Consider the following 22,198-nt stretch of genomic DNA (forward strand, 5'->3'; position numbering starts at 1 on the left):
TCCTCACTCTGGTTTCGCAGACAGAATGGCGTGAAGGACGCAATTTTTGCAACCTTGACGATAAGGTCGGGTCCGGAATTCACACAGGATGCGTGCTTTGAGGGATTGGAGATTGCCAGTGATAGTTGTGCATTTGAGTGTGGCGTATTTTGTCGGACGAGCCGCCGTATTCAGTGCTGGCCGAGTAGCTCGAAAGTACAGAGTGCTGCGTCAGCTGGATTGGCGGAGCGGCGTTTCTATTTGGCGCTGAGCTGGTCGACTTTCTTTCTCTGCCAAGCGCCTTTCGAAACAGGAATTGCAGCCGGGCGGCCTGTAGAAACAGCGCAGAGGAGGTTCTCTTATCGTGCGTCCTCTGACCACAATTCAGCCAGGCGTGCCTATTCTGCGAAAGTGCATTCTCACGCCGCTGCCCAGAATGGCACGCCGCTTTAGCGTACAGTAACCGGGAAAACGTATCCTGAGCATGGGTCCGAGTTCAGTTTTTGAACCTCAGTCGACGAGAGCCTTCCGACCACCTCCATTCGAGTCCCGTTTCCCCCAACCGAGGGGAAACGGGCGCATCACGGGCCTAACCCGGTAAGGTGAGGGCAGGCGGGGCGTCACCGCCAGGTGACGAACGCCGCCCCACCCAGCCCGTCGGGCTGCTCAGGCCAGCGTCGTCAGCAGGCCCGCCATGATCTTCGTGCGGGGCAGGATGCCGTCGACGAGGATATGTTCCTCCAGCGTATGCAGCCCCGCGCCCTGCAGGCCCAGCGAGCAGAGGCTGGGGATGCCGAGCGCCCCGGTAAAGTTCGCGTCCGAGCCGCCGCCCTGGCTGCCGTGCGGCATTTCGAGGCCCAGTTCGGCCGAGAGGCCCTTGGCGATGTCGTAGAGCGCCATGGTGCCCGGCATTTCCGGCTCCCAGACGGGGCGGGTGACGCCGCGCTCGACGGTGAAGGTCACGCCGTTGCGCTCGCCCGTCATCGCCAGCATCTTCTCGACGCCCGCGTCTAGGTCTTCCTGCTTCTTCGCCATCGAAAGGCATTCCGCCGAGGCGAAGGAGGGGACGCAGTTGACCCACTTGCCGGACGAGATGTTGTTGCAGGAGAAGGTACAGTCCTCGCCCGTCATCTCCTCGATCTCGATGATCCGCTTCGCCAGTTCGCGCACGGCCGAGACACCGCCCTTGACGTTCGAGCCCGCGTGCGAGGGTTTGCCCTTGGCCGTGAGGTTGAAGCGCGCGATGGCGTAGCGCCCGGTGGTCACGCCGTTGTTGGGCGCGGCGGGCTCGGGGCAGAGCACGTACTTGGCACGCTTCGCCTCGGTCTCGATCAGCTTGCGCGTCGCGGGTGTGCCGATCTCCTCGTCGGGGGTGAACAGCGCGACGATGGGCAGGGGCGTCTCGATGCCCGCCTCCTGAATGCGCCGGATGGCCTCCAGCGTCATGTAGTTGCCGCTCTTCATGTCCTGAATGCCGGGGCCGTAAACCTTGTCGCCCTCGCGGCGGAAGGGGTTCACGGCCAGCGTCCCGATGGGATGTACGGTGTCGAAATGGCCGGTGATCATGATCCCCGGTTCGCCCATCTTCGGATGCGGAAACCGCGCGCGGACCGAACCGCCTAAGCCCATGGTGCCGGGGATCCTTTCGACGGTTGCGCCGAGTTCGGCGCATTTCATCGCCACGAGGTCCATCATCCGGTCGCATGCGGCAGCATCCCAGGTGGGGCTCTCGCACTCGATCCAGGGCTTCATCCCCTCGATCATTTCGTCGGCGTCGAAGGGGAGGTCTTTCCAGTCGGTCATGCGGCGACTCCGCGGGTCTTGATCAGGTTGGCATAGATGCTGGCGCCGACGGGCAGGATCGCGTCGTCGAGCACGAAACCGGGGTTGTGCAGGGGCACGTCGCCCGCATGACCCACGGTGCAATAGGCCCCCGGCACCACGCGCAGCATGTCGGCAAAGTCTTCCGAGCCCATGGCGAGGTTGGTCTTGAGGTTGGCCGACTCCTCGCCCACCACGCCACGCGCCACGGCGATCACTTCGTCCGACAGCGCATCGTCATTCACCAGCACGTCAAACACGTTGCGGATGTCGACGTCGATCTCGACGTTGTAGCCCTTGGCGACGCCCTCGCAGAGCGCGCGGATGCGCTCCGAGATCAGCTCGCCTACCTCGGTATCGAAGAAACGGATGGTGCCGCCCAGCGTCGCGGTCTCGGGGATCACATTGTAGGCCGTGCCGGAGTTCAGCTTGGTCACCGAAATCACCGCAGGTTTCGTCGGGTCGATGTTGCGCGACACGATAGACTGAATCTGCTGCACGAGGTTGGTGGCGATCACGATGGGGTCGCGGCTGCCGTGCGGGTTGGCGCCATGCGCGCCACGCCCGGTCACCTTGATGTCAAAGAAGTTCGAGCCGGCCATCGCCGGGCCCTTCTTGATCCCGACGACATCGGGCGCATCGAAGGGCGAATTGTGCATCCCGTAGATCTCGTCGCAGGGAAAGCGGTCGAACAGCCCGTCGGCCAGCATGGCGCGGGCGCCGCCGAGGCCCTCTTCGGCAGGCTGGAAGATGAAGACGGCGGTGCCGGGGAAATCCGGGTTCTCGGCGAGATAGCGCGCCGCACCCAGCAGCATGGTGGTGTGCCCGTCATGCCCGCAGGCATGCATCACGCCGGGGTTTTTCGAGGACCAGGGCAGGTTGGTCTCCTCGTGGATCGGCAGCGCGTCCATGTCGGCGCGCAGGCCGATGGTCTTGCCGGGCGTCGAGCCTTTCAGAACGCCCACCACGCCGGTCTTGCCGATGCCGGTGGTCACCTCGATGCCCCAGCTCTTCAGCAGCTCCGCGACGATACCCGAGGTACGGACTTCCTCGAACCCGAGTTCCGGGTGCTCGTGAAAGTCGCGGCGAATGGTGGTCAGGTCGTCGGCAAAGGCGGCGATCTCTTCAATGACCGGCATGTTCGGTCTCCTTCGTGGTTGTTTCTTCGTCGGGCGTGAACGCGGGGCCCAGTGCGCCCACTCTGATCCCAGGACGCAGGCGCCGCCAAGGAAGAAGTGCAGGATCCACCGCCATCGGGCCGGGCGCGGCGCAGACCATGAGGGTCGAGGCGATGGGTTCGAAATCGGCCCGGAAGTGGACCGAGCTCTTGACGATGACGATGGGCTCGTCCTCGGGGTCGATGCCGACCTGCCGGAACATCTCGCGGTCGGCCATCTGGGCCTTGGCCGAGACCAGCACGATGCGCAGGTCGCCAAGGCGCAGGCAGGCGGACGGACCCATGTTCAGCTGTCGCCCGCGATAGAAAGGTCCGAGCGCGAGGAAAGCGCCGTCGGAGAGCATCTCGACCACGAATTCTGCCTCGAAGGGCGCATCCCCCGCGACACCGGATTGCCCGCCGATCGGCATGGTCAGCGTCGCGCCTTCACCGGCGGCATGTGCCTTGCGGGCGGCCTCGGGGTCGTAGAGGTTGCCGATGGCGCCCTTCGCCCCGAGCGCATGCATCGCTCGGATCATGCCGGTCGTGTTGCTGTCGGCGCCAGCGCCCGGATTGTCCTGCGTGTCCGAGATCACCACGGGGCCGGTCCGACCCGGCGCGGTGGCCAGCCTCATCGCCTCGGCCACGCCGTCCTCGGGCGTCCAGACCTTGCCCCTGAACCTGGGCTCGGCGGCGATCACTGCCTCCATCAGGGCGTCGGCAGCCTCGTCGGCGCCGGGACCATAGGCAAAGACGGTCATGCCGCACTCCGGGAAGTCGGCGGCGGGGAAGCCCATGTTGAAGCTCATCTCGCGCACATCGCCCGCGAGGTCCTCCAGCAGAGCATAGAGGCCCTGCGCCGGCTCCGCATGGGTACACTGCCAGGCGATGGCAGTCATGAAGGGGGCCACCCGCATCGCCTTGTCGGGGCGCGAGCCGTCCAGCATCCTCTCCAGCGCCCGTGCGCCGCGCAGACCGGTTTCGGCCATGTCCACATGCGGATAGGTTCGGTAGCTTTCCAGCACATCCGCATGGTCGAACATCTGCCGGGTGACGTTGGCATGCAGGTCGAGGCAGACGACAACGGGGATTTCGGTGCCGACCGTCTCGCGCAGGCGCCGCAGCAGCTCACCCTCGCCATCGTCGTGATGCTCGGTCACCATCGCACCATGCAGGTCGAGGAAGATCCCGTCGAGCGGCAGTTCGGCGCTGATCCGTTCGATCAGTTCGGCAGCGATCCGTTCGAAGGCGTCCTCGGTCACGTGGGCCGAGGGCGAGGTGGCGCAGAACAGGGTAGGGCGCAGGTTCCATCCCACCGCCTCGCCGTGGCGGATCGCGCCAGAGATGGCGGCGTTGATGTTGCTGCAGCGGGCGATGATCTCCTCACCGCGCAGCATCCGGCCCGAACCATCTCCGCTGGCGAAATCGTCATAGGTTGCCTTGGACGGGCCGAAGGTATTGGTTTCATGCAGGAAGCCGCCAATGGCGATGCGCGGCGCGGCCTGAGAGGCTGACATGGTCACTCCATCCGTGTGGGTATCTGGGGCGGCCCGGTCGGGCCGCCGCCGTTCGGTAAGACGGTGGCACAGGTGCGATCAGGCCGCCACAGGGCGGAAGTTCGCGAAATCCCAGTCCCGTCCGGGCGCGGCCGACAGCAGCGCCTGCGTGTACTCGTGCTGCGGGTTGCCGAGGACATCGGCGGTTTCGCCGATCTCGACCACCTCGCCGCGCCGCATCACCGCGACCTCGTCGCAGATCTGCGCGGCGACGCGCAGGTCGTGGGTGATGAACAGGATCGCGATCCCGGTCCGTTCCTGGATCTCGGTCAGCAGCTCCAGCACCTGGCTCTGCACCGAGACGTCAAGCGCCGAGACAGCCTCGTCCGCGACCAGCAGTTCCGGCTCCATCGCCAGTGCCCTCGCGATGGCGATGCGCTGACGCTGGCCGCCCGAGAACATGTGAGGATAGCGCTTTGCCGCAGACGCGGGCAGGCCGACCAGTTCCAGCAACTCGCCCGCGCGGGCGCGGGCCGCCTTCGGCGGTGTGCCATAGTTCACCGGGCCCTCGATGATGCTCTCCTCGATGGTCAGGCGCGGGTTGAGCGAGCGGTAGGGGTCCTGAAAGACCATCTGGAGACGCTTGCGGAACGGGTGCAGGCCCTTGCGGGTCAGCCCGCTGATCTCCTGACCGCCAACCCGTATGCCGCCCGACGTCGGGTCGATCATCCGCATCACGCAGCGCGCGACCGTGCTTTTGCCTGAACCGCTCTCGCCGACGATGCCCAGCGTGCGCCCGGCGGTCAGGTTGAAACTGACCTCGCGCGCCGCGTGGGTGGTCTTGGCCTTCGAGAGGAAGCCGCCACGGCCGTAGACCTTGTTGAGTTCGGTCACCTGCAGGGCAAGCTTCTTGCGGATCACCGGGCGCGAGGCGCGTGGCACCAACGAGGGGACCGAGGACAGCAGGCGGCGTGTGTAGTCCTGACGTGGCGACGACAGGATCTGCTTGACCTCGCCGCTCTCGACCAGATCGCCCTGGTTCATCACGTAGACCCGGTCGGCGATCTCGGCGACCACGCCCATGTCGTGGGTGATGAACAGGACGGCGGTGCCGTGCTTCTCCTGCAACTCCTTGATCAGCTTCAGGATTTGCTTCTGCGTCGTCACGTCCAGTGCCGTCGTGGGCTCGTCCGCGATCAGCAGGCGGGGTTCCAGCACCAGCGCCATGGCGATCATGATCCGCTGCCGCTGCCCGCCGGAGAGCTGATGCGGATAGCTCCGCGCGATACGCTCGATGTCGGGAAGGCCGACCTGTTCGAGCATGTCCATCACCTTGGCATGGGTCTCGGCGTTCGACAGCTTGGTATGGGCCTGCAGCACCTCCTCGATCTGCTCGCCGACCTTGATGACCGGGTTCAGCGCCGTCATCGGTTCCTGAAAGATCATGGACATGCGGGTGGCTCGCCGGTCGCGCAGTTGCGAGGGGCTGAGATCCAGCAGGTTCTCGCCATCCAGCAGGATCCGGCCCTTGGTCACCTTGAGCGAACCCTTGGGCAGCAGGCCCATCGTGGCCAGCGAACTGACCGACTTGCCGGAACCGGACTCGCCCACGAGACACACGGTCTCCCCGGCGTTGATCTCGATGGTGATGCCGTGAATGACCTCCAGCTCGGCCTTGGAGTCCACGGCGACGTGCAGGTCTTCGACCATGAGTACGGGCATGATCAGTCCTCCCTCTTGCCCATGCGCGGGTCGAGCACGTCGCGTGCGGCATCGCCCAGCAGGTTGATCGACAGGATGCAGAGCGACAGCGCGAGGCCCGGCCACAGGATGAGCGAGGGCTTGAGCTGGAAGAACACGCGCGCCTCGGCCATGATGTTGCCCCAGGTCGGGGTCTCGGTGGATACCCCGGCGCCAAGGAACGACAGGATCGCCTCGGTCAGGATCGCAGAGGCGCAGACATAGGTCGCCTGCACCGTCAGCGGCGCGAAGGTGTTCGGCATCAGATGGCGCCACAGCACGCGCGGCATGGAGGTGCCGAGCGCGATGGCGGCCTCCACATAGGGCTCCTCCCGCGCGGTCAGCACAACGGACCGCACCAGCCGCACCACGCGTGGGATCTCGGGGATGGTGATGGCGGCCATCACGGTCCAGATGCTTGCCCCCACCAGCGAGACGATGGCGATGGCCAGCAGAACCGAGGGCATCGCCATGAGGCCATCCATGATCCGCATGATCACCGCGTCGGCAGTCCGGAAGAAGCCCGAAACCAGGCCCACGGCGAGGCCGATCACCACCGACAGGATGGTGACGCCGATGCCGATGACCAGCGACACGCGCGCGCCGTAGACCACGCGGCTGAACAGGTCGCGCCCGTAGTTGTCGGTGCCAAGCAGGTGGTCGGAAGAGGGTGGCTTGAGCCGCTCGATCGGGTTCTGCAGCAGCGGGTCGTGCGGCGCGACAAGGGGCGCGAAGATCGCGATCAGGATGATGATGAGCAGGACCACCGCTGCGATGATCGGGGCTATGCCGATCCGCGCGCTGATCTTGCGGGTCGAGAGCGGAAAGGCGCCTCGAAGGGTTTTCTCGGCCATCAGTAGCGGATCCTCGGGTCGAGCAGGGAATAGGATAGGTCGATCAGCAGGTTGACCAGCACGTAGATGCCGGACGTCAGCAGGATCAGAGCCTGGATCACGGGGTAGTCGCGGGCAAAGATGCTGTCGACCGTCAGGCGGCCGAGCCCGGGGATGTTGTAGACGCTCTCGGTCACCACGACGCCGGAGATCAGCAGCGCAAAGCCGGTACCGATCACCGTCATCACCGGCACCGCTGCATTGCGCAGGGCATGGCGGAACAGCACGCGGGTTTCGGTCAGGCCCTTGGCGCGGGCAGTGCGCACGTAGTCCTCGTTCAGCACGTCCAGCAGGCTGGCCCGGGTCATCCGGGCGATCAGCGCGATATAGATCGAGGCGAGCGTGAGGGCGGGCAGAACCGCGCGGCTCGCGAACCCGGCAAGGTCCTGCGAGGGCGCCTTGTAGCCCTGCACCGGCAGCCACCGGAGGTCGATGGCAAAGACCTTGATCAGCAGGTAACCGATGACGAAGACCGGGATGGAAAAGCCGAGAACCGAGAAGGTCATGACAAGGTGATCGACCCAGCTTCCCTGCTTCCATGCGGCGACCACGCCCATGGGCACAGCGACGATCACCGAGAGGGTGATGGTGATCAGGGCGATCCAGATGGTCGGCCACATACGGTCGGCGACGAGGTCGATCACCGGCGTGCTGGAGATCAGCGAGGTGCCGAAGTCGCCCTGAAGCAGGGCTCCGATCCAGCGCACGAACTGCACGAGGATGGGGTCGTTCAGACCCAGCGTCGCGCGGATGCGTTCCAGTTGTTCGGGGGTCGCCATGTCGCCAGCGAGGATCGCGGCGGGGTCGCCGGGCGTGAGCCGCAGCAACAGAAAGACGAAGACCGCCACGACCAGCATCACCGGGATGGCGGCGAGGACGCGACGGGCGAGGTAGATAGGCATTTCGGTTCCTTCCCTGGGGAGAGGCGCCCGACCGATGAGAAACGACCGGGCGGTCTTGTCCTTGGGTCGCGCGTCGCGGGTCCGCGCGACCGGCTGGCCGTGGTTACTCGGCCTTGTCGATGCCCCAGAAGACCGGGAAGGGCGCGGGCTCGATGCCGCTCAGCTTGGTGCTCCAGGCGGACGGGTTGAAGTACTGGCCGAGGTGGATGTAGGACACGTTGTCCATCGCGTGGGCCTGCAGCTTCTCAGCCACCGCCTTCTGCGAGTCCATGTCGGGCGCGGCCGCGAACTCGGCCAGCAGGGCCTCCATGTCGGGGTCGCTCGGCCAGCCGAACCAGGCCTTGTCGCCACGACCGTTCAGCATGATGTTCGCCAGCGGGTTCGACACCTCGGGCACGATCCAGTTGGTGAAGAACATGTTCCAGCCACCTTCGGACGGCTTGGCCTGGCTGGCACGGCGGGTCACCAGCGTCTGCCAGTCCATCGGCTGCATGTCGACTTCGAAGCCTGCAGCACGAAGGGCCTGCGCCGCGACGATGGGCTGCGCGGTCAGCGAACCGACGTCGGTCGGCTGCATCAGGACAACCGGGGTGCCGTCATAACCGGCTTCTTCCAGCAGCTTCTTGGCGCCTTCCGGATCACCGCCCGAGGTGAGCGTGTCGGACCCGTCGGTGAATTCGAAGGGCGTGTCGCAGCCGAAGATGGCGCCGCAGACCTTGAAGTAGTCGGGGTTGCCCATCATCGCCGTCAGCACGTCCTGCTGGCTGAGGGCCATCAACGCGGCCTGACGGATCTTCTTGTTGTCGAACGGCGGGTGGAGGAAGTTCATCCGCCCGATGGTCACCCCGCCCAGCGGCGAGAGCACCTTGGACTCGACGTTCTCCATGCCGTCGATCAGCGGCAGGAGGTCGACGGGCATCGCTTCCATGAAGTCGATCTCGTCATTGATCAGCGCGTTCAACGAGGTCTGCGCGTCGGGCATGGTCACCCATTCCACGCGGTCGACCAGCACTTCCTTGGCGCCGGAGAACCAGCTGCGCGGGCCGCTGGCCGGAACGTACTCCTCGTTCTTGACGTAGACGACCTTGACGCCGGGCTGGAATTCGTCGGCGACGAACTTGAAGGGGCCCGAGCCGATCATCTCGGTAATGGCCGTGTCGGCCGGAGTCGAGGCGATGCGCTCGGGCATCATGAATAGGGCGAGGCCGGAGGGCTTGGCCATGGCTTCGAGCGTGTAGGGGAAGGGCTCCTTCAGCTTCAGGACGAAGCTCTTGTCGCCGGTCGCCTCGAGGCTCTCCAGCCGGTCGTTGATCATCTGCCCGCCGCCGTCACGCACCATCCAGCGCTTGATCGATGCGATGCAGTCTGCCGGGGTCACCTCGCCGCCGTCGTGCCACTTGAGCCCGTCGCGGAGGGTGAAGGTATAGCTCAGACCGTCTTCCGAGACTTCGAAGCTCGCCATCTGCGGCTGCACGTTGAAATCGGCATCGAGCGCGACCAGCGTGTCGAAGATCATGAAGGCGTTGTCGCGAGTGATGTGGGCGGTGGTGATGACCGGGTCCATCACGCGCAGGCCCGAGTGCATCACCGCGGTGATGGTCTTCTCGGCCGAGGCCGGCATGGCTGCGGCCAGCGTCAGGGCTCCGGCCCCGATCAAGCCGGAACGGAGGTTTCTCCAGATGGATGTCATTCTCGATCCTTCCTGTTGCATCTTGTTTCGCGCTCCTCGAAGCCGCTCGGGCGTTCGGGGCACGCTGGAACTATCCGGCGGCCCCGACCGGGGCGCGAAACGAAAACTGACGCCAGACGGCGATTTCCAGAAAGCGGTCAAATCTTGTGCAGACCGGGGCGAGCCGTCTCCGGAACTTCGCGCAGAGGGTGAGTCCGGTCGCAGGGCACGGCGGAGTGTTGCCGCTTTCAGCCTGCGGCTTGACGCGACTGTCCGGCGGGGATCAATCTGCCGCGTGATCCCGCAGCGGCCGGTCACGGCACCGCGCCGTCTCGCGCGATCTGTTTCTTTCTGAATTACGGAATGCCCCAATGACTCTCCACCAGACCCTTGATCCCGATCTTCACGACACCCTCGCGAAAGCGGTGAAAGAGGGGTTCGATGCGCAGATCGCGCTGACCCAGGACCTCGTCCGGCGCCCCTCGCAGCGCGGCGACGAACACACCGTGCAGGACTTCATCTTTGGCGAACTGCGTTCGCGCGGCTACCAGATGGAGCGCTTTGCGATGGACCGTGCCGCGCTTGAACGCCACCCGGGGTCGGGCAAGTGGAGCCCGCAGCACTCGGAGGCGCCGATCGTCGTCGGGATCCACCGGCCGCGCAACGAAACCGGGCGTTCGCTGATCCTTCAGGGGCACGTCGACGTGGTTCCGACCGGGCCCGAGCACATGTGGAGCGATCCGCCCTATGCCGCCACCATCCGCGATGGCCGCATGTATGGCCGTGGCGCCAACGACATGAAATCCGGCGTCGCCTGCGCGATCTCGGCGCTGGACGCGCTGCGCCGGATCGGCTGGCAACCTGCCGCAACGCTCTATTTCCAGTCTGTCGTAGAAGAGGAAAGCACCGGTGACGGCGCGCTGATGACCCACCTGCGCGGCTACAAGGCCGACGCGGCGCTGGTGCCCGAGCCGACCGGCGAAGTGCTGGTCCGCGCCAACGTCGGCGTGATCTGGTTCCGCATCGAGTTCGAGGGCGTGCCGCGCCACGTGAGCGAGATGGGCGAGGGGGCCAACGCCATCGACGCGGCGATCCGCACCATCGCCTCGCTGCGCGAACTGGAAGCCGCCTGGAACGAGCGGCGCACCGAGAACCCGCTGTTCGCGGACCTGCCCAAGCCGATCAACCTGAACATCGGCAAGATCGAGGGCGGCGAATGGGCCTCGTCCGTGCCGGCCACGGCTGCAGTCGACTTCCGTATCTCGATCCTGCCAAGCTGGGACGTGGACGCCTGCGCCGCCGAGATCGAGGCGCATCTCAAGACGTTCGTGGCAAAGGATTCCTTCCTGTCCAACAACCCGCCACGTCTGGTCTGGAACGGCTTCATGGCGAACGGCTATGAACTGCCCAAAGGGTCCGAGGCCGAGGCGGTGCTGGGCCGCGCCCATGCGGCGGTGCATGGCACCCCGCTCGGAACGCATGTGACGCAGGCCTATCTCGACAGCCGCATCTATGCGCTCTTCGACGAGATCCCGTCGCTCTGCTACGGGCCGAAGGGGGCGCTGTCGCACGGCTTCGACGAGTATGTCGAGGTCGCCTCGCTGGAGCGCGTGACCCTCTCCATCGCCCTGTTCATCGCGGAATGGTGCGGTCTGGAGCCGGTGGAGCCCTCTGCCTAGCGCCGGTTCAGTGCGCTGACGGTCTGCACCAATGCGGGCCCCACGGCACGGCCGAATTCCTCGGCCGTCCAATCCGACAGCAGGGCGGTGACGTTGATCGCCGCCACGGGCCGCCCCTCGGCATTCACCACGGCCGCCCCGATCCCGATTTCCCCCGGCAAAAGCTGTTCTTCCGCAATGACATAGCCCTGACACGAGGCTTCGGCGGCCTTTTCCATGATCGCCTCCTCGTCGATCAGCGTGCGCGCCGTGTACTGCTTGCGGTCCGAGCGGCGGATGACGTCGCGGGCCTCGTCCTCGGGAAGACGCGACAGCACGGCCCAGCCTGCCGAGGTGCAGTAGATCGGCACCCCGAGCCCGACCAGCATGGCATGCAGCACCTCGCGCTTGGGCGGCAGGCGCGCCGCGTAGACAAGGCGCAGGTCGTCGATCAGCGACAGGTCCACGCGCTCGTTCACGTTGCGGCGGAGGTCCAGAAGCAGCGGCACCGCGGGCTGGATCAGCCGGTTCAGCCGCATGGCGTCGAAGATGTTGTCGTAGATGCGGATGCCGGGGACATAGCCGCTGTCGCGCGGATCGCGCTGGATGTAGCCGAGCTGGCGCAGGGTATGAACGATGCGCTGGGTCGTGCTCCGGTCCAGCCCGGCGGCGCGGGCGACCTCGCTCAGGCTCATGGGGTGTTCGGCGCCGTGAAAGGCCGAAAGCACCTGCATGGTGCGGGCGGCGGCGCGCACGAAGAGGGGGTCGTCCCGGCCGATCTCCTCGTCGCGGACCGGCGCCGAATCGCGCCAGCGCAACGAACGGGGGGTGATGTCGCTCATCGCTTGGGCGCTCCGGAACGGGAGGTTGCGCGATTCACCTGTGCCTTAATTTTACGCATGAAGTACTTTCGAATGGGGGTTTAAGAAATGCTGCTGCCCACGGAATGAGCGCATCGAAAATGGCGGGTCGATGTTTAACAGCTGATATTACTGTATCGCCAGTCGATACACAAGGTTGGCGGGCCAGTCGATTCGGGCCCTATGGGATGCCAGCGGTTCGCGCGCCCTGCGCTTCGGGCGAAAACGAGGGGAACTGGGGGCTCGCACCCGGCCGCCCAGCCCGTTATGACGAATCCCGAAGGGCTCTGGCCCAATATCGCAATTACGAAGAGGCAGGGGCAACATGGCCACCGGATCGGTACATTTGACAGGTGGGATCGCATGACCGAGGTCGTCGTTACCCAGCCGATAGATCACGCGGGGATCGACCTGTTGCGCGCCGCCGGGATCACGGTGCACCAGGCCACCAGCACGGCGCTGGACGAACTGGCCCCGCTCTTGGCGCGGGCCGATGGGGCCATCACGCGCAACTGGGGCTTTCCCGAGGCGGCGCTGGCGCTTGCACCGAACCTGCGGGTGATCAGCGTACACGGCACCGGAACCGACCGCATCGCAAGGGCCGCGGCCGAGGCGCGCGGCATCCGCATCTACCGGACACCGGGCACCAATGCCCAAAGCGTCGCGGAACACGCGCTGGGCATGACGATCGCTGCGGCGCGCTGCATTCCCGAGGCGGACGCGGCGACCCGCGCCGGAGACTTCGATTTCCGCGAACGGGTGCGCGGCATGGAGCTGGCGGGCAAGACTCTCGGGCTCTGGGGCTATGGTCGGATCGCGGCGAGCTTTGGCGCGATGGCGCGGGGCATCGGCATGCGTGTCGTCGTTCTCTCGTCGCATGCAACGCCAGAGGCGCTGGCCGAGGCCGGCATGGAGCGGGCGGCAGACCCCGCCGACCTGCTGGCGCAGGCAGATGTGCTCTCGCTGCACGGCATTCCGGACGGCAAGCCTCTGATCGGTGCGGACGAACTCGCCCAAATGCGGCCCGGCGCGGTTCTGGTGAACACCGCACGCGGCACGCTGGTGGACGAGGCCGCCCTGATCGCCGCACTGGAGGCGGGGCAGCTGCGGGCTGCCGCACTCGATGTCTTCTCGGAGGAACCGCTGCCCGCCGACAGCCCGCTGTGCAGCTGTCCGAACCTGCTGCTCACACCTCACATCGGGGGGAGTACGCAGGAGGCGCTGGTGCGGACCAGCCTCTCGGCGGCGCAATCGGTTCTCGATGGACTGGGGCTCGCCGCGGCATGACAGGGGCGCCGCGCATCCTGCCTTGCGGCGATTGCGCGATCAGCGTCGATTTCGGCAACGTGATCGACGTCGACGTCAATGACAGGGTGCGGCGGCTCGATGTGGCGCTGGCCGGGGCCGGGGTGCCGGGGCTGGTGGAAACGGTGCCGACCTACCGGGCGCTGATGGTGCATTTCAACCCGCTGACGACCGATTACGAGGCGTTGTGCCGGATCATCCTCGACCTCGCCGCCCAGACCGGTGGCGCAGGCGAGGCCCGACGGCGCTGGCGTGTGCCGGTAGTCTATGGCGGCGATTTCGGCATCGACCTCGAGGACATGGCGGCCTTTTCCGGGCTGTCTGTCCCGGACTTCATCGAGGCCCACGCGGCGCCGATCTACACGGTGATGATGATCGGTTTCCTGCCCGGGTTCTCCTATCTTGGCGGGCTCGACCCGCAGCTCCAACGCCCGCGCCGGGATGTTCCACGGCTCAAGGTGCCCGCTTCCTCGGTCAGCATCGGTGGCGCCCAGACTGCAATCGGGAGCATCGAGTGCCCGAGCGGCTGGCATCTGATCGGGCGGACGCCCGCAATTCCCTTTCTGCGCGGGCGCGATCCGGTCTTCCTGTTCGACGCGGGCGACGAGATCTGCCTGCGCCCGATGGCGGTCTCCGACTGGGACAGGCTCGCCGCCCGCGCGGCCGAGGGTGACGCCGTGGTGGAGCGGATCGCATGAGCCACCTCGTGATAGAACAGTGCGGGCCGGGTACCACCCTGCAGGATATCGGCCGCGAAGGATGGCGCCGGTTCGGGATATCGACGGCGGGGGCAATGGACCGGCTTTCGCTGGCGGTGGCGAACGTGCTGGTTGGCAACCCGGGGGGAACCGCCGCCATCGAGCTGACGCTCGCCGGAGCCCGTTTGCGGGCGGAGGGCGGCTCCGTCCTGATCGCCGCCGCGGGTCCGGGCGTCACTCTGAGTGTCGCTGGGCGCGAGATCCCGGAGGGCCAGTCTGTCCTGCTGGAAGAGGGAGCGGTGGCCCGGGTCTCGCCGGTTCGTGGTGGGGTCTATGGTTATGTCGCGGTTGCGGGCGGCTTCGACCTCGGGGCCGAGATGGGCAGCCTGTCGGCCCATGTCCGCTCCGGTGTCGGCGGCGCGCTGCTGCAGCCGGGCGCGTGCCTTTCCCTTGCCGGAGGAGGGGCCGAGCGCCCCCTTGCGATGCGTCCGCTTCCGGTGCCCGAACAAGGGCCGATCCGGGTGATGGCGGGCCCGCAGCAGGACTGGTTCACCGAGGATGCATTGGCGCGGCTTACCGCGACCGAGTGGACGGTCAGCCAGCGATCGGACCGGATGGGCCGATTTCTCGAGGGCGCCGAGGTGGCGCCGAACGAGGGGTCGATGGTGTCGGACGGCGTTCTGCCCGGCAGCATCCAGGTGCCACCGGCGGGCCAGCCGATCATCCTGATGCGGGATTGCCAGACGACAGGAGGCTATCCGAAACCCGCAACGGTCATCAGCGCTGACCTCGACCGGCTGGCGCAGATCCCGGCAGGCGCGCAATTGCGACTGGTTCAGGTGGACCGGGAGGAAGCGCTGGCCGCTCGAGCTGCCGCCGAACGGGTCCTGTCTGGGTTCGCGGCGGAACCCGTGGCAATGACGCCCGACACCAGCCTGCTACTGCGCGAGAACCTGATCAGCGGCGTCTGGTATCCGGGTGAAGATTAAGACTAGTCAGCGTCTTGCTGGGCGTATGTGATGTTCCGCGTGAGGAATGCCTTCGGCTGATCTACAGCCGCAGCATCCGGTCTTTGTCCGTCGGTAGGGCCCGCTTTCGTGGGGCGATCAGCCAATCGTCGAGGCGACTTCGAACCCGGCTTCCATCAGCCCCGCGCGGAGCTTGCGGGCGGTCTCAACCGCGGTCGGCCCGTCTCCGTGAACGCAGACCGAGTCCACGCGGCCTTCGAGGACCTTGCCCGAGGTCGAGACGATGCGGCCGGTGCGCGCCATCTCGCGGACACGGGTCAATGCCTCGTCCGGGTCGTGCACCATCGCGTCGGGCCGGCTGCGCGGGGTGAGGTTGAAGCTGTCTGCGTAGGTGCGGTCGGCGTAGATTTCGAAGATCGGCTGCAGCCCCAATTCTTCTGCGGCGTCTGCGGTGGGGCGGCCCGGCATGACCATGTAGGCAAGTCCGGGATCCACGGCACGGATCGCGCGGCCGACGGCCATCGCCATGTCGGCCTCGTCGTTGATCGCGTTCCCGAGCGCCCCATGCGCCTTCACATGGGTCATCGGATGCCCCTCCAGCGCGCAGATCCCCGCCAGCGCGCCAACCTGGTAGGCGACCAGGTTCTCGACCTCGCGCAGCGTGATGCCGGGCATCCGGCGCCGCCCGAACCCGTGCAGGTCGGCAAAGCCGGGGTGCGCGCCGACGGCAACGCCGCGGTCGCGCGCGGCGGCCACGGTGGAGCGCATGATTTCAGGGTCTCCGGCGTGAAACCCACAGGCAAGGTTGATGGTGCTGACGATCTCCAGCATGGCGGCGTCGTCGCCCATGCGCCAGGGCCCGTAGCCTTCTCCGAGGTCGGCGTTCAGATCGATGCGCATGGGGAGCCTCCGTGGTGAGCAGGGCTATCTGAACCCGCTCGTGTCCCGCTTGTCAAACCACCCTAGCGTCGGCGCCGCAGGGCGCCGGTCAGCGTCGTTGCGGCAAAGATCACGGCGGTCACGCAGACGATGCTGGGGCCGGTGGGCGTGTCGAAATGGTATGCGGCCCAGAGCCCGCCGAGCGCCGAGATCGCCCCGATGCCCGCAGCGACAAGGGCCATGGCCTCGGGCGTGCGCACCAGCGGACGCGCGGCGGCGGCAGGAATGACCAGCAGGGCCGTGATCAGCAGGATGCCGACGACCTTGATCGCGACCGCCACCACAAGGGCGAGGGCAAGCGTCAGTCCGAACTGCTCGCGGCGCGGGTCGATGCCGCTCGCGCGGGCGAGGTCGGGGTTGAGCGTCGCGGTCAGCAGGGGAGACCAGCGCCAAAGGGTCAGGGCAAGGACAACCGCGGCGCCGCCCCAGATCACCCCAAGGTCGCCCCGCGAGATCGCGAGGATGTCACCGAAGAGGAAGGACATCAGATCGAGGCGGACATCGGCAAGCAGGGTCACCGCGACCAGCCCCGCAGCAAGCGCGGTGTGCGCCAGCACGCCAAGGGCGGTGTCCATGCCGTAGCCGCGCCCGGTCAGGCCCGAGACCGCGCTCGCCATGACAAGGGCGGCGACCAGCACCATCGGCAGGACCGGAAGCGAGAAGGCCAGCGCCAGCGCGACGCCGAGGATCGCGGCATGGGCGGTGGCCTCGCCAAAATAGGCCATGCGCCGCCAGACCACGAAACAGCCGAGCGGAGCCGCAGCGATGGCGACACCTACGCCTGCAAGGGCGGCACGGACCAGAAAATCGTCGAGCATCAGGAGGCATTTTCCCGGGAGTGGTCGTGATGGTGGTGGTCATGCCCATGACCGTGGTCATGATTATGCCCATCGTGATCGTGATCGTGATCGTGATCGTGGCTATGGCTGTGCTGGTGCCGGTAAAGCGCCAGTGTCCCGCGCGTGCCAGAGCCGAAGAGGGCCCGGTACTCGGGTGCGCTGGCAACGATCTCGGGCGTTCCCTGACAGCAGATGTGCCCATTGACGCAGAGCACCCGGTCGGAGGCGGCCATGACGACGTGCAGGTCGTGGCTGACCATGACTACGGCGCAGCCCAGTTCGCTGCGAACTTCCTCGATCCGTTCGTAGAAGGCGGCAGAGCCGGGCTGATCAAGCCCCTGCGTGGCCTCGTCCAGCAACAGGACATGCGGACGCTCCAGCAGGGCGCGGGCCAGCAGCACCCTCTGGAACTGCCCGCCGGAGAGATCCGCCATCTGCCGGCCCGCAAGGTCGGGCACGCCGGCCTTGTCGAGCGCCGCCGCGCTCTCGGCCTGACCGACCCGGCTCGGCAGCGACAGGAAGCGGCGCACGGTCATCGGCAGGCTCGCGTCTATGGCAAGGCGCTGCGGGACGTAGCCGATCCGCAGCCCCGGCATCCTGCTGACCCGTCCCTCGGCCAGGGGAACGGCACCGATCAGGGCCTTGAGGAAGGTCGACTTGCCAGAGCCGTTGGGGCCGACGATGGTCACGATCTCGCCGGGTGCGATGGAGACGAACATGTCCCGCAGGATGGTGTGCCCATCCAGCCTGATGGTTACGCCCGTCGCGTCGATCAGCGGGGTCGTCATGCGGCCTCCGCGGCGCAGGCGGGGCAGAGGCCCTCGGCCTCGACCACCACCTTCTCAATGGTAAAGCCGGTGGCCTTGGCGGCCTGTCCCAGCTTGCCGTGCGACAGTTCCGCCTCGGATTCGGCCACGGCCTTGCAGGTGCGGCAGATCAGGAAGGCAGGAACGTGGTCGTGGTCGATGTGCACGCAGGCGGCATAGGCATTCAGCGCTTCGATCCGGTGCGCCAGCCCGTGTTTCACGAGGAAATCGAGCGCGCGATAGGCGACGGGCGGCTGCGAGCCGAGCCCTTCGGCCGCAAGCTGTTCGAGGATGTCGTAGGCGCCCATCGCCCGGTGATCTTCCAGCAGCAGTTCAAGGACGCGGCGGCGGATCGGGGTAAACTGCAGCCGCCGTTCGGCGCAGATCGCCTCGGCCGAACGCATCGCATCGCTGATGCAGCCCTTGTGATCATGGGTTTCGAACCCGTTCGCGGTCATGGCTGGCCTCCATGTGTCTTCAGGGGTTGATATGTTATAACATAGCAATTATCAAGCCCGGCATCACCTTCCGTTCTGGAGAAAATCATGCGTCTTGCAACCCTTTGTTCCGCCCTGCTGTTGGGGGCCGCTCCTGTTTGCGCCGAAACGCCGCGCATTGCCACGGATATCCTGCCGGTACAATCCCTGGTGGCGATGGTGACCGGGGATCTCGCCGAGCCGGAAGTGGTCGTAGCGCCGGGAGCCTCGCCGCACAGCTTTGCCCTGCGCCCCTCGCAGGCCCGGGCGCTGGAACAGGCGCAGCTCGTGGTCTGGGTCGGGCCCGAACTGACGCCCTGGCTGGAGAAGCCGGTGACGACATTGGCGACCGGGGCGCAGGACCTGCGACTGCTGCACGTGCCCGGCATCGAGACGCTGGCCTTCCGCGATATCCTTGCCGGTGAGGAGGAGGACGATCACGATGACCACGGCGAGGAGGGTCACGACGATCACGACCACGTGGGGCACGACGATCACGACCACGAAGCGCATGAAGGTCACGAGCATCACCACCATGTGGGCGATACAGATCCGCACGCATGGCTGGACCCGCGCAATGCCGCCGTCTGGGTCGGCGCGATCGCCGAGGCGCTGGCCGGAATCGACCCTGAACATGCAGAGACTTATCGCGCCAACGCCGAGGCCGCCGCTGCGGAGCTGACGGCGCTGGATGCAAGGCTGGCAGAGCAACTCGCCGGGGCCGCCGATGCACGCTTCATCTCGTTCCACGACGGGTTCCAGTACTTTGAACATCGCTATGGCCTGACCTCGGTCGGGACAGTGGCGCTGGGCGATGCGTCCGACCCGAGCCCGGCGCGCATTGCCGAACTGCGCGAGAGGGTTGCGGCAACCGGGGCAAGCTGCGCCTTTCGCGAACCGCAGTACAATGATCGCCTGCTGCAGACCGTGTCCGAGGGCCAGTCGCTCGGGTTCGCCGTGCTCGACCCGCTCGGAAGCGAACTGACGCCCGGCGCGACGCTCTATCCGGACCTGCTGGAGGCAATGGCGACGGCCGTCGCCGCCTGCGCCAAGTAATCCGCTGCGCGGTCGGCGGGGTGGGCGCCCTCAGGGGTGCCCGTCCGCGTCCTCTCCGCAGAACAGCTCGTAGACCACCTTGAGGATGCGGCGCGGCTTGTCATCGGCAAGGCGGTAATAGATCGCCTTGCCTTCGCGGCGGGAGGTCACCAGACCTTCAAGTCGCAGGCGCGACAGCTGCTGCGAGACGGCAGCCTGCCGCGCCGAAAGCAGGTCCTCCAGCTCGGTCACCGACTTTTCGCCCGAGACGAGATGGCAGAGGATCATCAGCCGCCCCTCATGGCTGATCGCCTTGAGGAAGTTCGACGCCGCAGTCGCCTTCTCGAACATCTGGTCGAGGTCACCATCTGCCGGATCTGTCGGAAAACGGGGTAGGGCGCTGGTCATGCGTGCTCCTCTGCGCGCAGTCGGAGATCGAGTTGGGCCTGTGGGAGTGCTGGTATCAAGCAATCCACAACGTAATTCGAATATCTGAATGTTTCAAGCTGCGCGGCGGGCCGGGGGTCACGCGTTGCCCGATCCGACCCTTCGCCGCCCGCATCTTGAAGTCATCCCGCAGGCACAATTTCGCGATCGCTCAAGGACTGTCGCTGGCGTGGCAACATCACCGGAGCCGGGAGGGACTTTCTCGTCTCGTGGTTAACCCCGGGCGGATGGATCGCCCGTGCCCCCCTTGCAGCCCCCTCGGCCCGATACTAAGATTCAGGAAACGCTTCCTCGGGTATCCTCCCACTACTCCAAAAAAGAGCAGGCCTGCCACATGTTCGATCCAGTAGAAACATATATGAACCTCGTTCCGATGGTGGTCGAGCAGACCAGCCGTGGTGAGCGCGCCTATGACATTTTCTCGCGCCTGCTGAAGGAACGGATCGTGTTCATCAACGGGCCGATTCACGACGGGATGAGCCACCTCGTGGTGGCGCAGTTGCTGCACCTCGAAGCCGAGAACCCCTCGAAAGAGATCAGCCTCTACATCAACTCGCCGGGTGGCGTGGTGACCTCGGGCCTTTCGATCTACGACACGATGCAGTACATTAAGCCCAAGGTTTCAACGCTTTGCATCGGTCAGGCCGCCTCGATGGGCTCTGTCCTGCTGGCAGGCGGTGCCCCGGGTATGCGCTTCTCGCTCCCCAACAGCCGCATCATGGTGCACCAGCCCTCGGGCGGCTACCAGGGGCAGGCGTCGGATATCATGATCCACGCCGCCGAGACCCAGAAGCTGAAGGACCGGCTGTACGATATCTACGTCAAGCACACCGGTCAGACCAAGGAAGCCGTCGAGAAGGCACTGGACCGCGACAACTTCATGTCGCCGGAAGAGGCCAAGGACTGGGGCCATATCGACGAGATCGTCTCGAGCCGCGACAAGGGCGACGACGACAAGAAGTAGGTCTGCTCGAAATAGGTCGCTTTCCGCAACTGTGATGGGCGGCGACCTATTTAGCGATTGTGGACCCCGGGTGGCTGTCTTAAGCTGGCCGGAAAGCAGGGATACCGGCCCCGTATATGGGGCGAAACGGGACATCGAAGCCGAAAGGTAGACTATGGCAACGAATTCAGGCGGTGACAGTAAGAACACCCTCTACTGCAGCTTCTGCGGCAAGAGTCAGCATGAAGTTCGCAAGCTCATTGCCGGCCCGACGGTGTTCATCTGTGATGAATGCGTCGAACTCTGCATGGATATCATCCGCGAAGAGACCAAGGCCTCCGGGCTGAAGTCCACCGACGGTGTGCCGACCCCGCGCGATATCTGCGACGTGCTGGACGATTACGTGATCGGCCAGTCCACCGCCAAGCGGGTGCTGTCGGTTGCCGTGCACAACCACTACAAGCGTCTCGACCACGCCCAGAAGGCGGGCGCGGACATCGAACTGGCCAAATCCAACATCCTGCTGATCGGCCCCACCGGCTGCGGCAAGACGCTGCTGGCCCAGACGCTTGCGCGGATCCTCGACGTGCCGTTCACCATGGCGGACGCCACCACGCTGACCGAGGCCGGTTACGTGGGCGAGGACGTTGAGAACATCATTCTCAAGCTCCTGCAGGCCAGCGAGTACAACGTCGAGCGGGCGCAGCGCGGCATCGTCTACATCGACGAAGTCGACAAGATCACCCGCAAGTCGGAGAACCCCTCGATCACCCGCGACGTGTCGGGCGAGGGCGTGCAGCAGGCATTGCTCAAGCTGATGGAAGGCACCGTGGCTTCTGTTCCGCCGCAGGGCGGTCGGAAGCACCCGCAGCAGGAATTCCTGCAGGTGGACACCACGAACATCCTCTTCATCTGCGGCGGCGCCTTCGCGGGCCTCGACAAGATCATCGCGCAGCGCGGCAAGGGCTCGGCGATGGGCTTTGGCGCCGATGTGCGTGACAACGACGAACGCGGCGTGGGCGAGATCTTCAAGGACCTCGAACCCGAGGATCTGCTGAAGTTCGGCCTGATCCCGGAATTCGTCGGCCGTCTGCCGGTTCTGGCCACGCTGGAAGATCTGGACGAAGAAGCTCTGGTCACCATCCTGACCGAGCCGAAGAACGCCCTGGTCAAGCAGTATCAGCGCCTGTTCGAACTGGAAGACACCGAGCTGACCTTCACCGACGACGCGCTCAAGGCGATTGCCCGCCGGGCAATCCAGCGCAAGACCGGTGCTCGGGGCCTGCGGTCGATCCTCGAGGATATCCTCCTCGACACCATGTTCGACCTGCCGAGCCTCGACAGCGTGACCGAAGTGGTCGTGAACGAAGAGGCCGTGACCTCCGACGCCGCGCCGCTGATGATCCACGCGGACAACGAAAAAGGGTCGGCCAGCGCAGGGTAATCCCGGCAACAGGCTGACGAAATGAGAGAGCGGCGCCCGAAAGGTCGCCGCTTTTTCGTTGGGTGAAGATCGCTGCGAGTGGATTTATGAAGCTATGTCGCTGGTCTGTTGCCGCGGCTATTCG

Annotated in this window: 20 protein-coding genes; 7 read left to right on the plus strand and 13 right to left on the minus strand. The window is 65.9% G+C overall.

All coding sequences use genetic code 11. The features are described 5' to 3' along the window. Positions 1 to 645: 645 nt before the first annotated feature. The 7 genes from DDT93_RS01240 to DDT93_RS01270 form a co-directional block, all read right to left on the minus strand. Positions 646 to 1,782 carry a M20/M25/M40 family metallo-hydrolase gene (locus DDT93_RS01240; protein WP_109463970.1) on the minus strand — a complete coding sequence of 379 codons (1,137 nt, stop codon included), beginning with the start codon at positions 1,780 to 1,782 and terminating at the stop codon, positions 646 to 648. Continuing rightward, positions 1,779 to 2,939, minus strand: coding sequence for a M20 aminoacylase family protein (locus DDT93_RS01245; protein ID WP_109463971.1), 1,161 nt, complete (start codon positions 2,937 to 2,939; stop codon positions 1,779 to 1,781). Before DDT93_RS01245 ends, DDT93_RS01240 begins: the two co-directional genes overlap by 4 nt. Beyond that, positions 2,926 to 4,473 carry a M81 family metallopeptidase gene (locus DDT93_RS01250; RefSeq protein WP_109463972.1) on the minus strand — a complete coding sequence of 516 codons (1,548 nt, stop codon included), beginning with the start codon at positions 4,471 to 4,473 and terminating at the stop codon, positions 2,926 to 2,928. Before DDT93_RS01250 ends, DDT93_RS01245 begins: the two co-directional genes overlap by 14 nt. Before the next feature lie 78 nt (positions 4,474 to 4,551). Beyond that, on the minus strand, positions 4,552 to 6,174 hold the full coding sequence (locus tag DDT93_RS01255) for an ABC transporter ATP-binding protein (RefSeq protein WP_109463973.1): 1,623 nt from the start codon (positions 6,172 to 6,174) through the stop codon (positions 4,552 to 4,554). A 2-nt stretch (positions 6,175 to 6,176) separates the two neighbouring features. After that, positions 6,177 to 7,046, minus strand: coding sequence for an ABC transporter permease (locus tag DDT93_RS01260; protein ID WP_109463974.1), 870 nt, complete (start codon positions 7,044 to 7,046; stop codon positions 6,177 to 6,179). Continuing rightward, positions 7,046 to 7,987: an ABC transporter permease gene (locus DDT93_RS01265; protein WP_109463975.1), complete on the minus strand. Its 942-nt coding sequence runs from the start codon at positions 7,985 to 7,987 to the stop codon at positions 7,046 to 7,048. The genes DDT93_RS01260 and DDT93_RS01265 overlap by 1 nt, the downstream gene beginning before the upstream one ends. A 103-nt stretch (positions 7,988 to 8,090) precedes the next feature. Next, on the minus strand, positions 8,091 to 9,677 hold the full coding sequence (locus DDT93_RS01270; RefSeq protein WP_109463976.1) for an ABC transporter substrate-binding protein: 1,587 nt from the start codon (positions 9,675 to 9,677) through the stop codon (positions 8,091 to 8,093). A 350-nt stretch (positions 9,678 to 10,027) separates the two neighbouring features. Between DDT93_RS01270 and DDT93_RS01275 the strand changes: the two genes are divergently transcribed. Further along, positions 10,028 to 11,335, plus strand: a complete 1,308-nt coding sequence (locus tag DDT93_RS01275; RefSeq protein WP_109463977.1) for an ArgE/DapE family deacylase — start codon at positions 10,028 to 10,030, stop codon at positions 11,333 to 11,335. On the opposite strand, the gene DDT93_RS01280 is transcribed toward DDT93_RS01275, so the two are convergent. Next, positions 11,332 to 12,156, minus strand: coding sequence for an IclR family transcriptional regulator (locus DDT93_RS01280; protein WP_109463978.1), 825 nt, complete (start codon positions 12,154 to 12,156; stop codon positions 11,332 to 11,334). The genes DDT93_RS01275 and DDT93_RS01280 overlap by 4 nt on opposite strands. Positions 12,157 to 12,537: 381 nt before the next feature. Here DDT93_RS01280 and DDT93_RS01285 point away from each other — a divergent pair, with 381 nt between their 5' ends. Genes DDT93_RS01285 through DDT93_RS01295 form a run of 3 tightly spaced genes read left to right on the plus strand, consistent with a single transcriptional unit; the run spans position 12,538 to position 15,166 of the window. Continuing rightward, positions 12,538 to 13,461: an NAD(P)-dependent oxidoreductase gene (locus tag DDT93_RS01285; protein ID WP_157960060.1), complete on the plus strand. Its 924-nt coding sequence runs from the start codon at positions 12,538 to 12,540 to the stop codon at positions 13,459 to 13,461. Beyond that, positions 13,458 to 14,177 (plus strand): 5-oxoprolinase subunit PxpB, encoded by a 720-nt coding sequence (pxpB, locus tag DDT93_RS01290; RefSeq protein WP_109463980.1) that lies wholly within the window; start codon positions 13,458 to 13,460, stop codon positions 14,175 to 14,177. The genes DDT93_RS01285 and pxpB overlap by 4 nt, the downstream gene beginning before the upstream one ends. Next, the gene (locus DDT93_RS01295) at positions 14,174 to 15,166 is read left to right on the plus strand and encodes a 5-oxoprolinase subunit C family protein (RefSeq protein ID WP_109463981.1); all 993 of its coding nucleotides are present in this window, start codon (positions 14,174 to 14,176) and stop codon (positions 15,164 to 15,166) included. The genes pxpB and DDT93_RS01295 overlap by 4 nt, the downstream gene beginning before the upstream one ends. Positions 15,167 to 15,283: 117 nt before the next feature. On the opposite strand, the gene DDT93_RS01300 is transcribed toward DDT93_RS01295, so the two are convergent. From DDT93_RS01300 to DDT93_RS01315, 4 genes are all read right to left on the minus strand, one after another. Continuing rightward, entirely contained in the window at positions 15,284 to 16,045 is a 762-nt protein-coding gene (locus DDT93_RS01300; RefSeq protein ID WP_109463982.1) for a LamB/YcsF family protein, read from the minus strand. Positions 16,046 to 16,107: 62 nt separating this feature from the next. Continuing rightward, complete coding sequence (locus tag DDT93_RS01305) at positions 16,108 to 16,902, minus strand: metal ABC transporter permease (RefSeq protein ID WP_109463983.1); 795 nt, start codon at positions 16,900 to 16,902, stop codon at positions 16,108 to 16,110. Next, positions 16,902 to 17,711, minus strand: coding sequence for a metal ABC transporter ATP-binding protein (locus DDT93_RS01310; RefSeq protein WP_109463984.1), 810 nt, complete (start codon positions 17,709 to 17,711; stop codon positions 16,902 to 16,904). Before DDT93_RS01310 ends, DDT93_RS01305 begins: the two co-directional genes overlap by 1 nt. Further along, the gene (locus DDT93_RS01315; protein WP_109463985.1) at positions 17,708 to 18,187 is read right to left on the minus strand and encodes a Fur family transcriptional regulator; all 480 of its coding nucleotides are present in this window, start codon (positions 18,185 to 18,187) and stop codon (positions 17,708 to 17,710) included. The genes DDT93_RS01310 and DDT93_RS01315 overlap by 4 nt, the downstream gene beginning before the upstream one ends. Positions 18,188 to 18,274: 87 nt before the next feature. Between DDT93_RS01315 and DDT93_RS01320 the strand changes: the two genes are divergently transcribed. Beyond that, complete coding sequence (locus tag DDT93_RS01320) at positions 18,275 to 19,261, plus strand: zinc ABC transporter substrate-binding protein (protein ID WP_109463986.1); 987 nt, start codon at positions 18,275 to 18,277, stop codon at positions 19,259 to 19,261. A gap of 30 nt (positions 19,262 to 19,291) precedes the next feature. Here DDT93_RS01320 and DDT93_RS01325 read toward each other — a convergent pair whose 3' ends face one another. Beyond that, a complete protein-coding gene (locus tag DDT93_RS01325; RefSeq protein WP_109463987.1) occupies positions 19,292 to 19,648 on the minus strand; it encodes an ArsR/SmtB family transcription factor in 357 nt (118 codons plus the stop codon). Between the two features lie 373 nt (positions 19,649 to 20,021). Between DDT93_RS01325 and DDT93_RS01330 the strand changes: the two genes are divergently transcribed. Both DDT93_RS01330 and clpX read left to right on the plus strand, forming a co-directional pair. Then, positions 20,022 to 20,651, plus strand: a complete 630-nt coding sequence (locus DDT93_RS01330) for an ATP-dependent Clp protease proteolytic subunit (protein ID WP_109463988.1) — start codon at positions 20,022 to 20,024, stop codon at positions 20,649 to 20,651. Positions 20,652 to 20,805: 154 nt separating this feature from the next. Then, positions 20,806 to 22,074 carry an ATP-dependent Clp protease ATP-binding subunit ClpX gene (gene clpX, locus DDT93_RS01335; protein ID WP_109463989.1) on the plus strand — a complete coding sequence of 423 codons (1,269 nt, stop codon included), beginning with the start codon at positions 20,806 to 20,808 and terminating at the stop codon, positions 22,072 to 22,074. Positions 22,075 to 22,198: the final 124 nt, after the last annotated feature.

The organism is Albibacillus kandeliae (genome assembly GCF_003116585.1).
GTDB classification, from domain to species: Bacteria; Pseudomonadota; Alphaproteobacteria; order Rhodobacterales; family Rhodobacteraceae; genus Albibacillus; species Albibacillus kandeliae.

What these genes read in the sequence shown, in the direction of transcription:
- DDT93_RS01240 (WP_109463970.1), bottom strand. Translation starts at nt 1,782, where the DNA reads ATGACCGACTGGAAAGACCTCCCCTTCGACGCCGACGAAATGATCGAG.
- DDT93_RS01245 (WP_109463971.1), bottom strand. Translation starts at nt 2,939, where the DNA reads ATGCCGGTCATTGAAGAGATCGCCGCCTTTGCCGACGACCTGACCACC.
- DDT93_RS01250 (WP_109463972.1), bottom strand. Translation starts at nt 4,473, where the DNA reads ATGTCAGCCTCTCAGGCCGCGCCGCGCATCGCCATTGGCGGCTTCCTG.
- DDT93_RS01255 (WP_109463973.1), bottom strand. Translation starts at nt 6,174, where the DNA reads ATGCCCGTACTCATGGTCGAAGACCTGCACGTCGCCGTGGACTCCAAG.
- DDT93_RS01260 (WP_109463974.1), bottom strand. Translation starts at nt 7,046, where the DNA reads ATGGCCGAGAAAACCCTTCGAGGCGCCTTTCCGCTCTCGACCCGCAAG.
- DDT93_RS01265 (WP_109463975.1), bottom strand. Translation starts at nt 7,987, where the DNA reads ATGCCTATCTACCTCGCCCGTCGCGTCCTCGCCGCCATCCCGGTGATG.
- DDT93_RS01270 (WP_109463976.1), bottom strand. Translation starts at nt 9,677, where the DNA reads ATGACATCCATCTGGAGAAACCTCCGTTCCGGCTTGATCGGGGCCGGA.
- DDT93_RS01275 (WP_109463977.1), top strand. Translation starts at nt 10,028, where the DNA reads ATGACTCTCCACCAGACCCTTGATCCCGATCTTCACGACACCCTCGCG.
- DDT93_RS01280 (WP_109463978.1), bottom strand. Translation starts at nt 12,156, where the DNA reads ATGAGCGACATCACCCCCCGTTCGTTGCGCTGGCGCGATTCGGCGCCG.
- DDT93_RS01285 (WP_157960060.1), top strand. Translation starts at nt 12,538, where the DNA reads ATGACCGAGGTCGTCGTTACCCAGCCGATAGATCACGCGGGGATCGAC.
- pxpB (WP_109463980.1), top strand. Translation starts at nt 13,458, where the DNA reads ATGACAGGGGCGCCGCGCATCCTGCCTTGCGGCGATTGCGCGATCAGC.
- DDT93_RS01295 (WP_109463981.1), top strand. Translation starts at nt 14,174, where the DNA reads ATGAGCCACCTCGTGATAGAACAGTGCGGGCCGGGTACCACCCTGCAG.
- DDT93_RS01300 (WP_109463982.1), bottom strand. Translation starts at nt 16,045, where the DNA reads ATGCGCATCGATCTGAACGCCGACCTCGGAGAAGGCTACGGGCCCTGG.
- DDT93_RS01305 (WP_109463983.1), bottom strand. Translation starts at nt 16,902, where the DNA reads ATGCTCGACGATTTTCTGGTCCGTGCCGCCCTTGCAGGCGTAGGTGTC.
- DDT93_RS01310 (WP_109463984.1), bottom strand. Translation starts at nt 17,711, where the DNA reads ATGACGACCCCGCTGATCGACGCGACGGGCGTAACCATCAGGCTGGAT.
- DDT93_RS01315 (WP_109463985.1), bottom strand. Translation starts at nt 18,187, where the DNA reads ATGACCGCGAACGGGTTCGAAACCCATGATCACAAGGGCTGCATCAGC.
- DDT93_RS01320 (WP_109463986.1), top strand. Translation starts at nt 18,275, where the DNA reads ATGCGTCTTGCAACCCTTTGTTCCGCCCTGCTGTTGGGGGCCGCTCCT.
- DDT93_RS01325 (WP_109463987.1), bottom strand. Translation starts at nt 19,648, where the DNA reads ATGACCAGCGCCCTACCCCGTTTTCCGACAGATCCGGCAGATGGTGAC.
- DDT93_RS01330 (WP_109463988.1), top strand. Translation starts at nt 20,022, where the DNA reads ATGTTCGATCCAGTAGAAACATATATGAACCTCGTTCCGATGGTGGTC.
- clpX (WP_109463989.1), top strand. Translation starts at nt 20,806, where the DNA reads ATGGCAACGAATTCAGGCGGTGACAGTAAGAACACCCTCTACTGCAGC.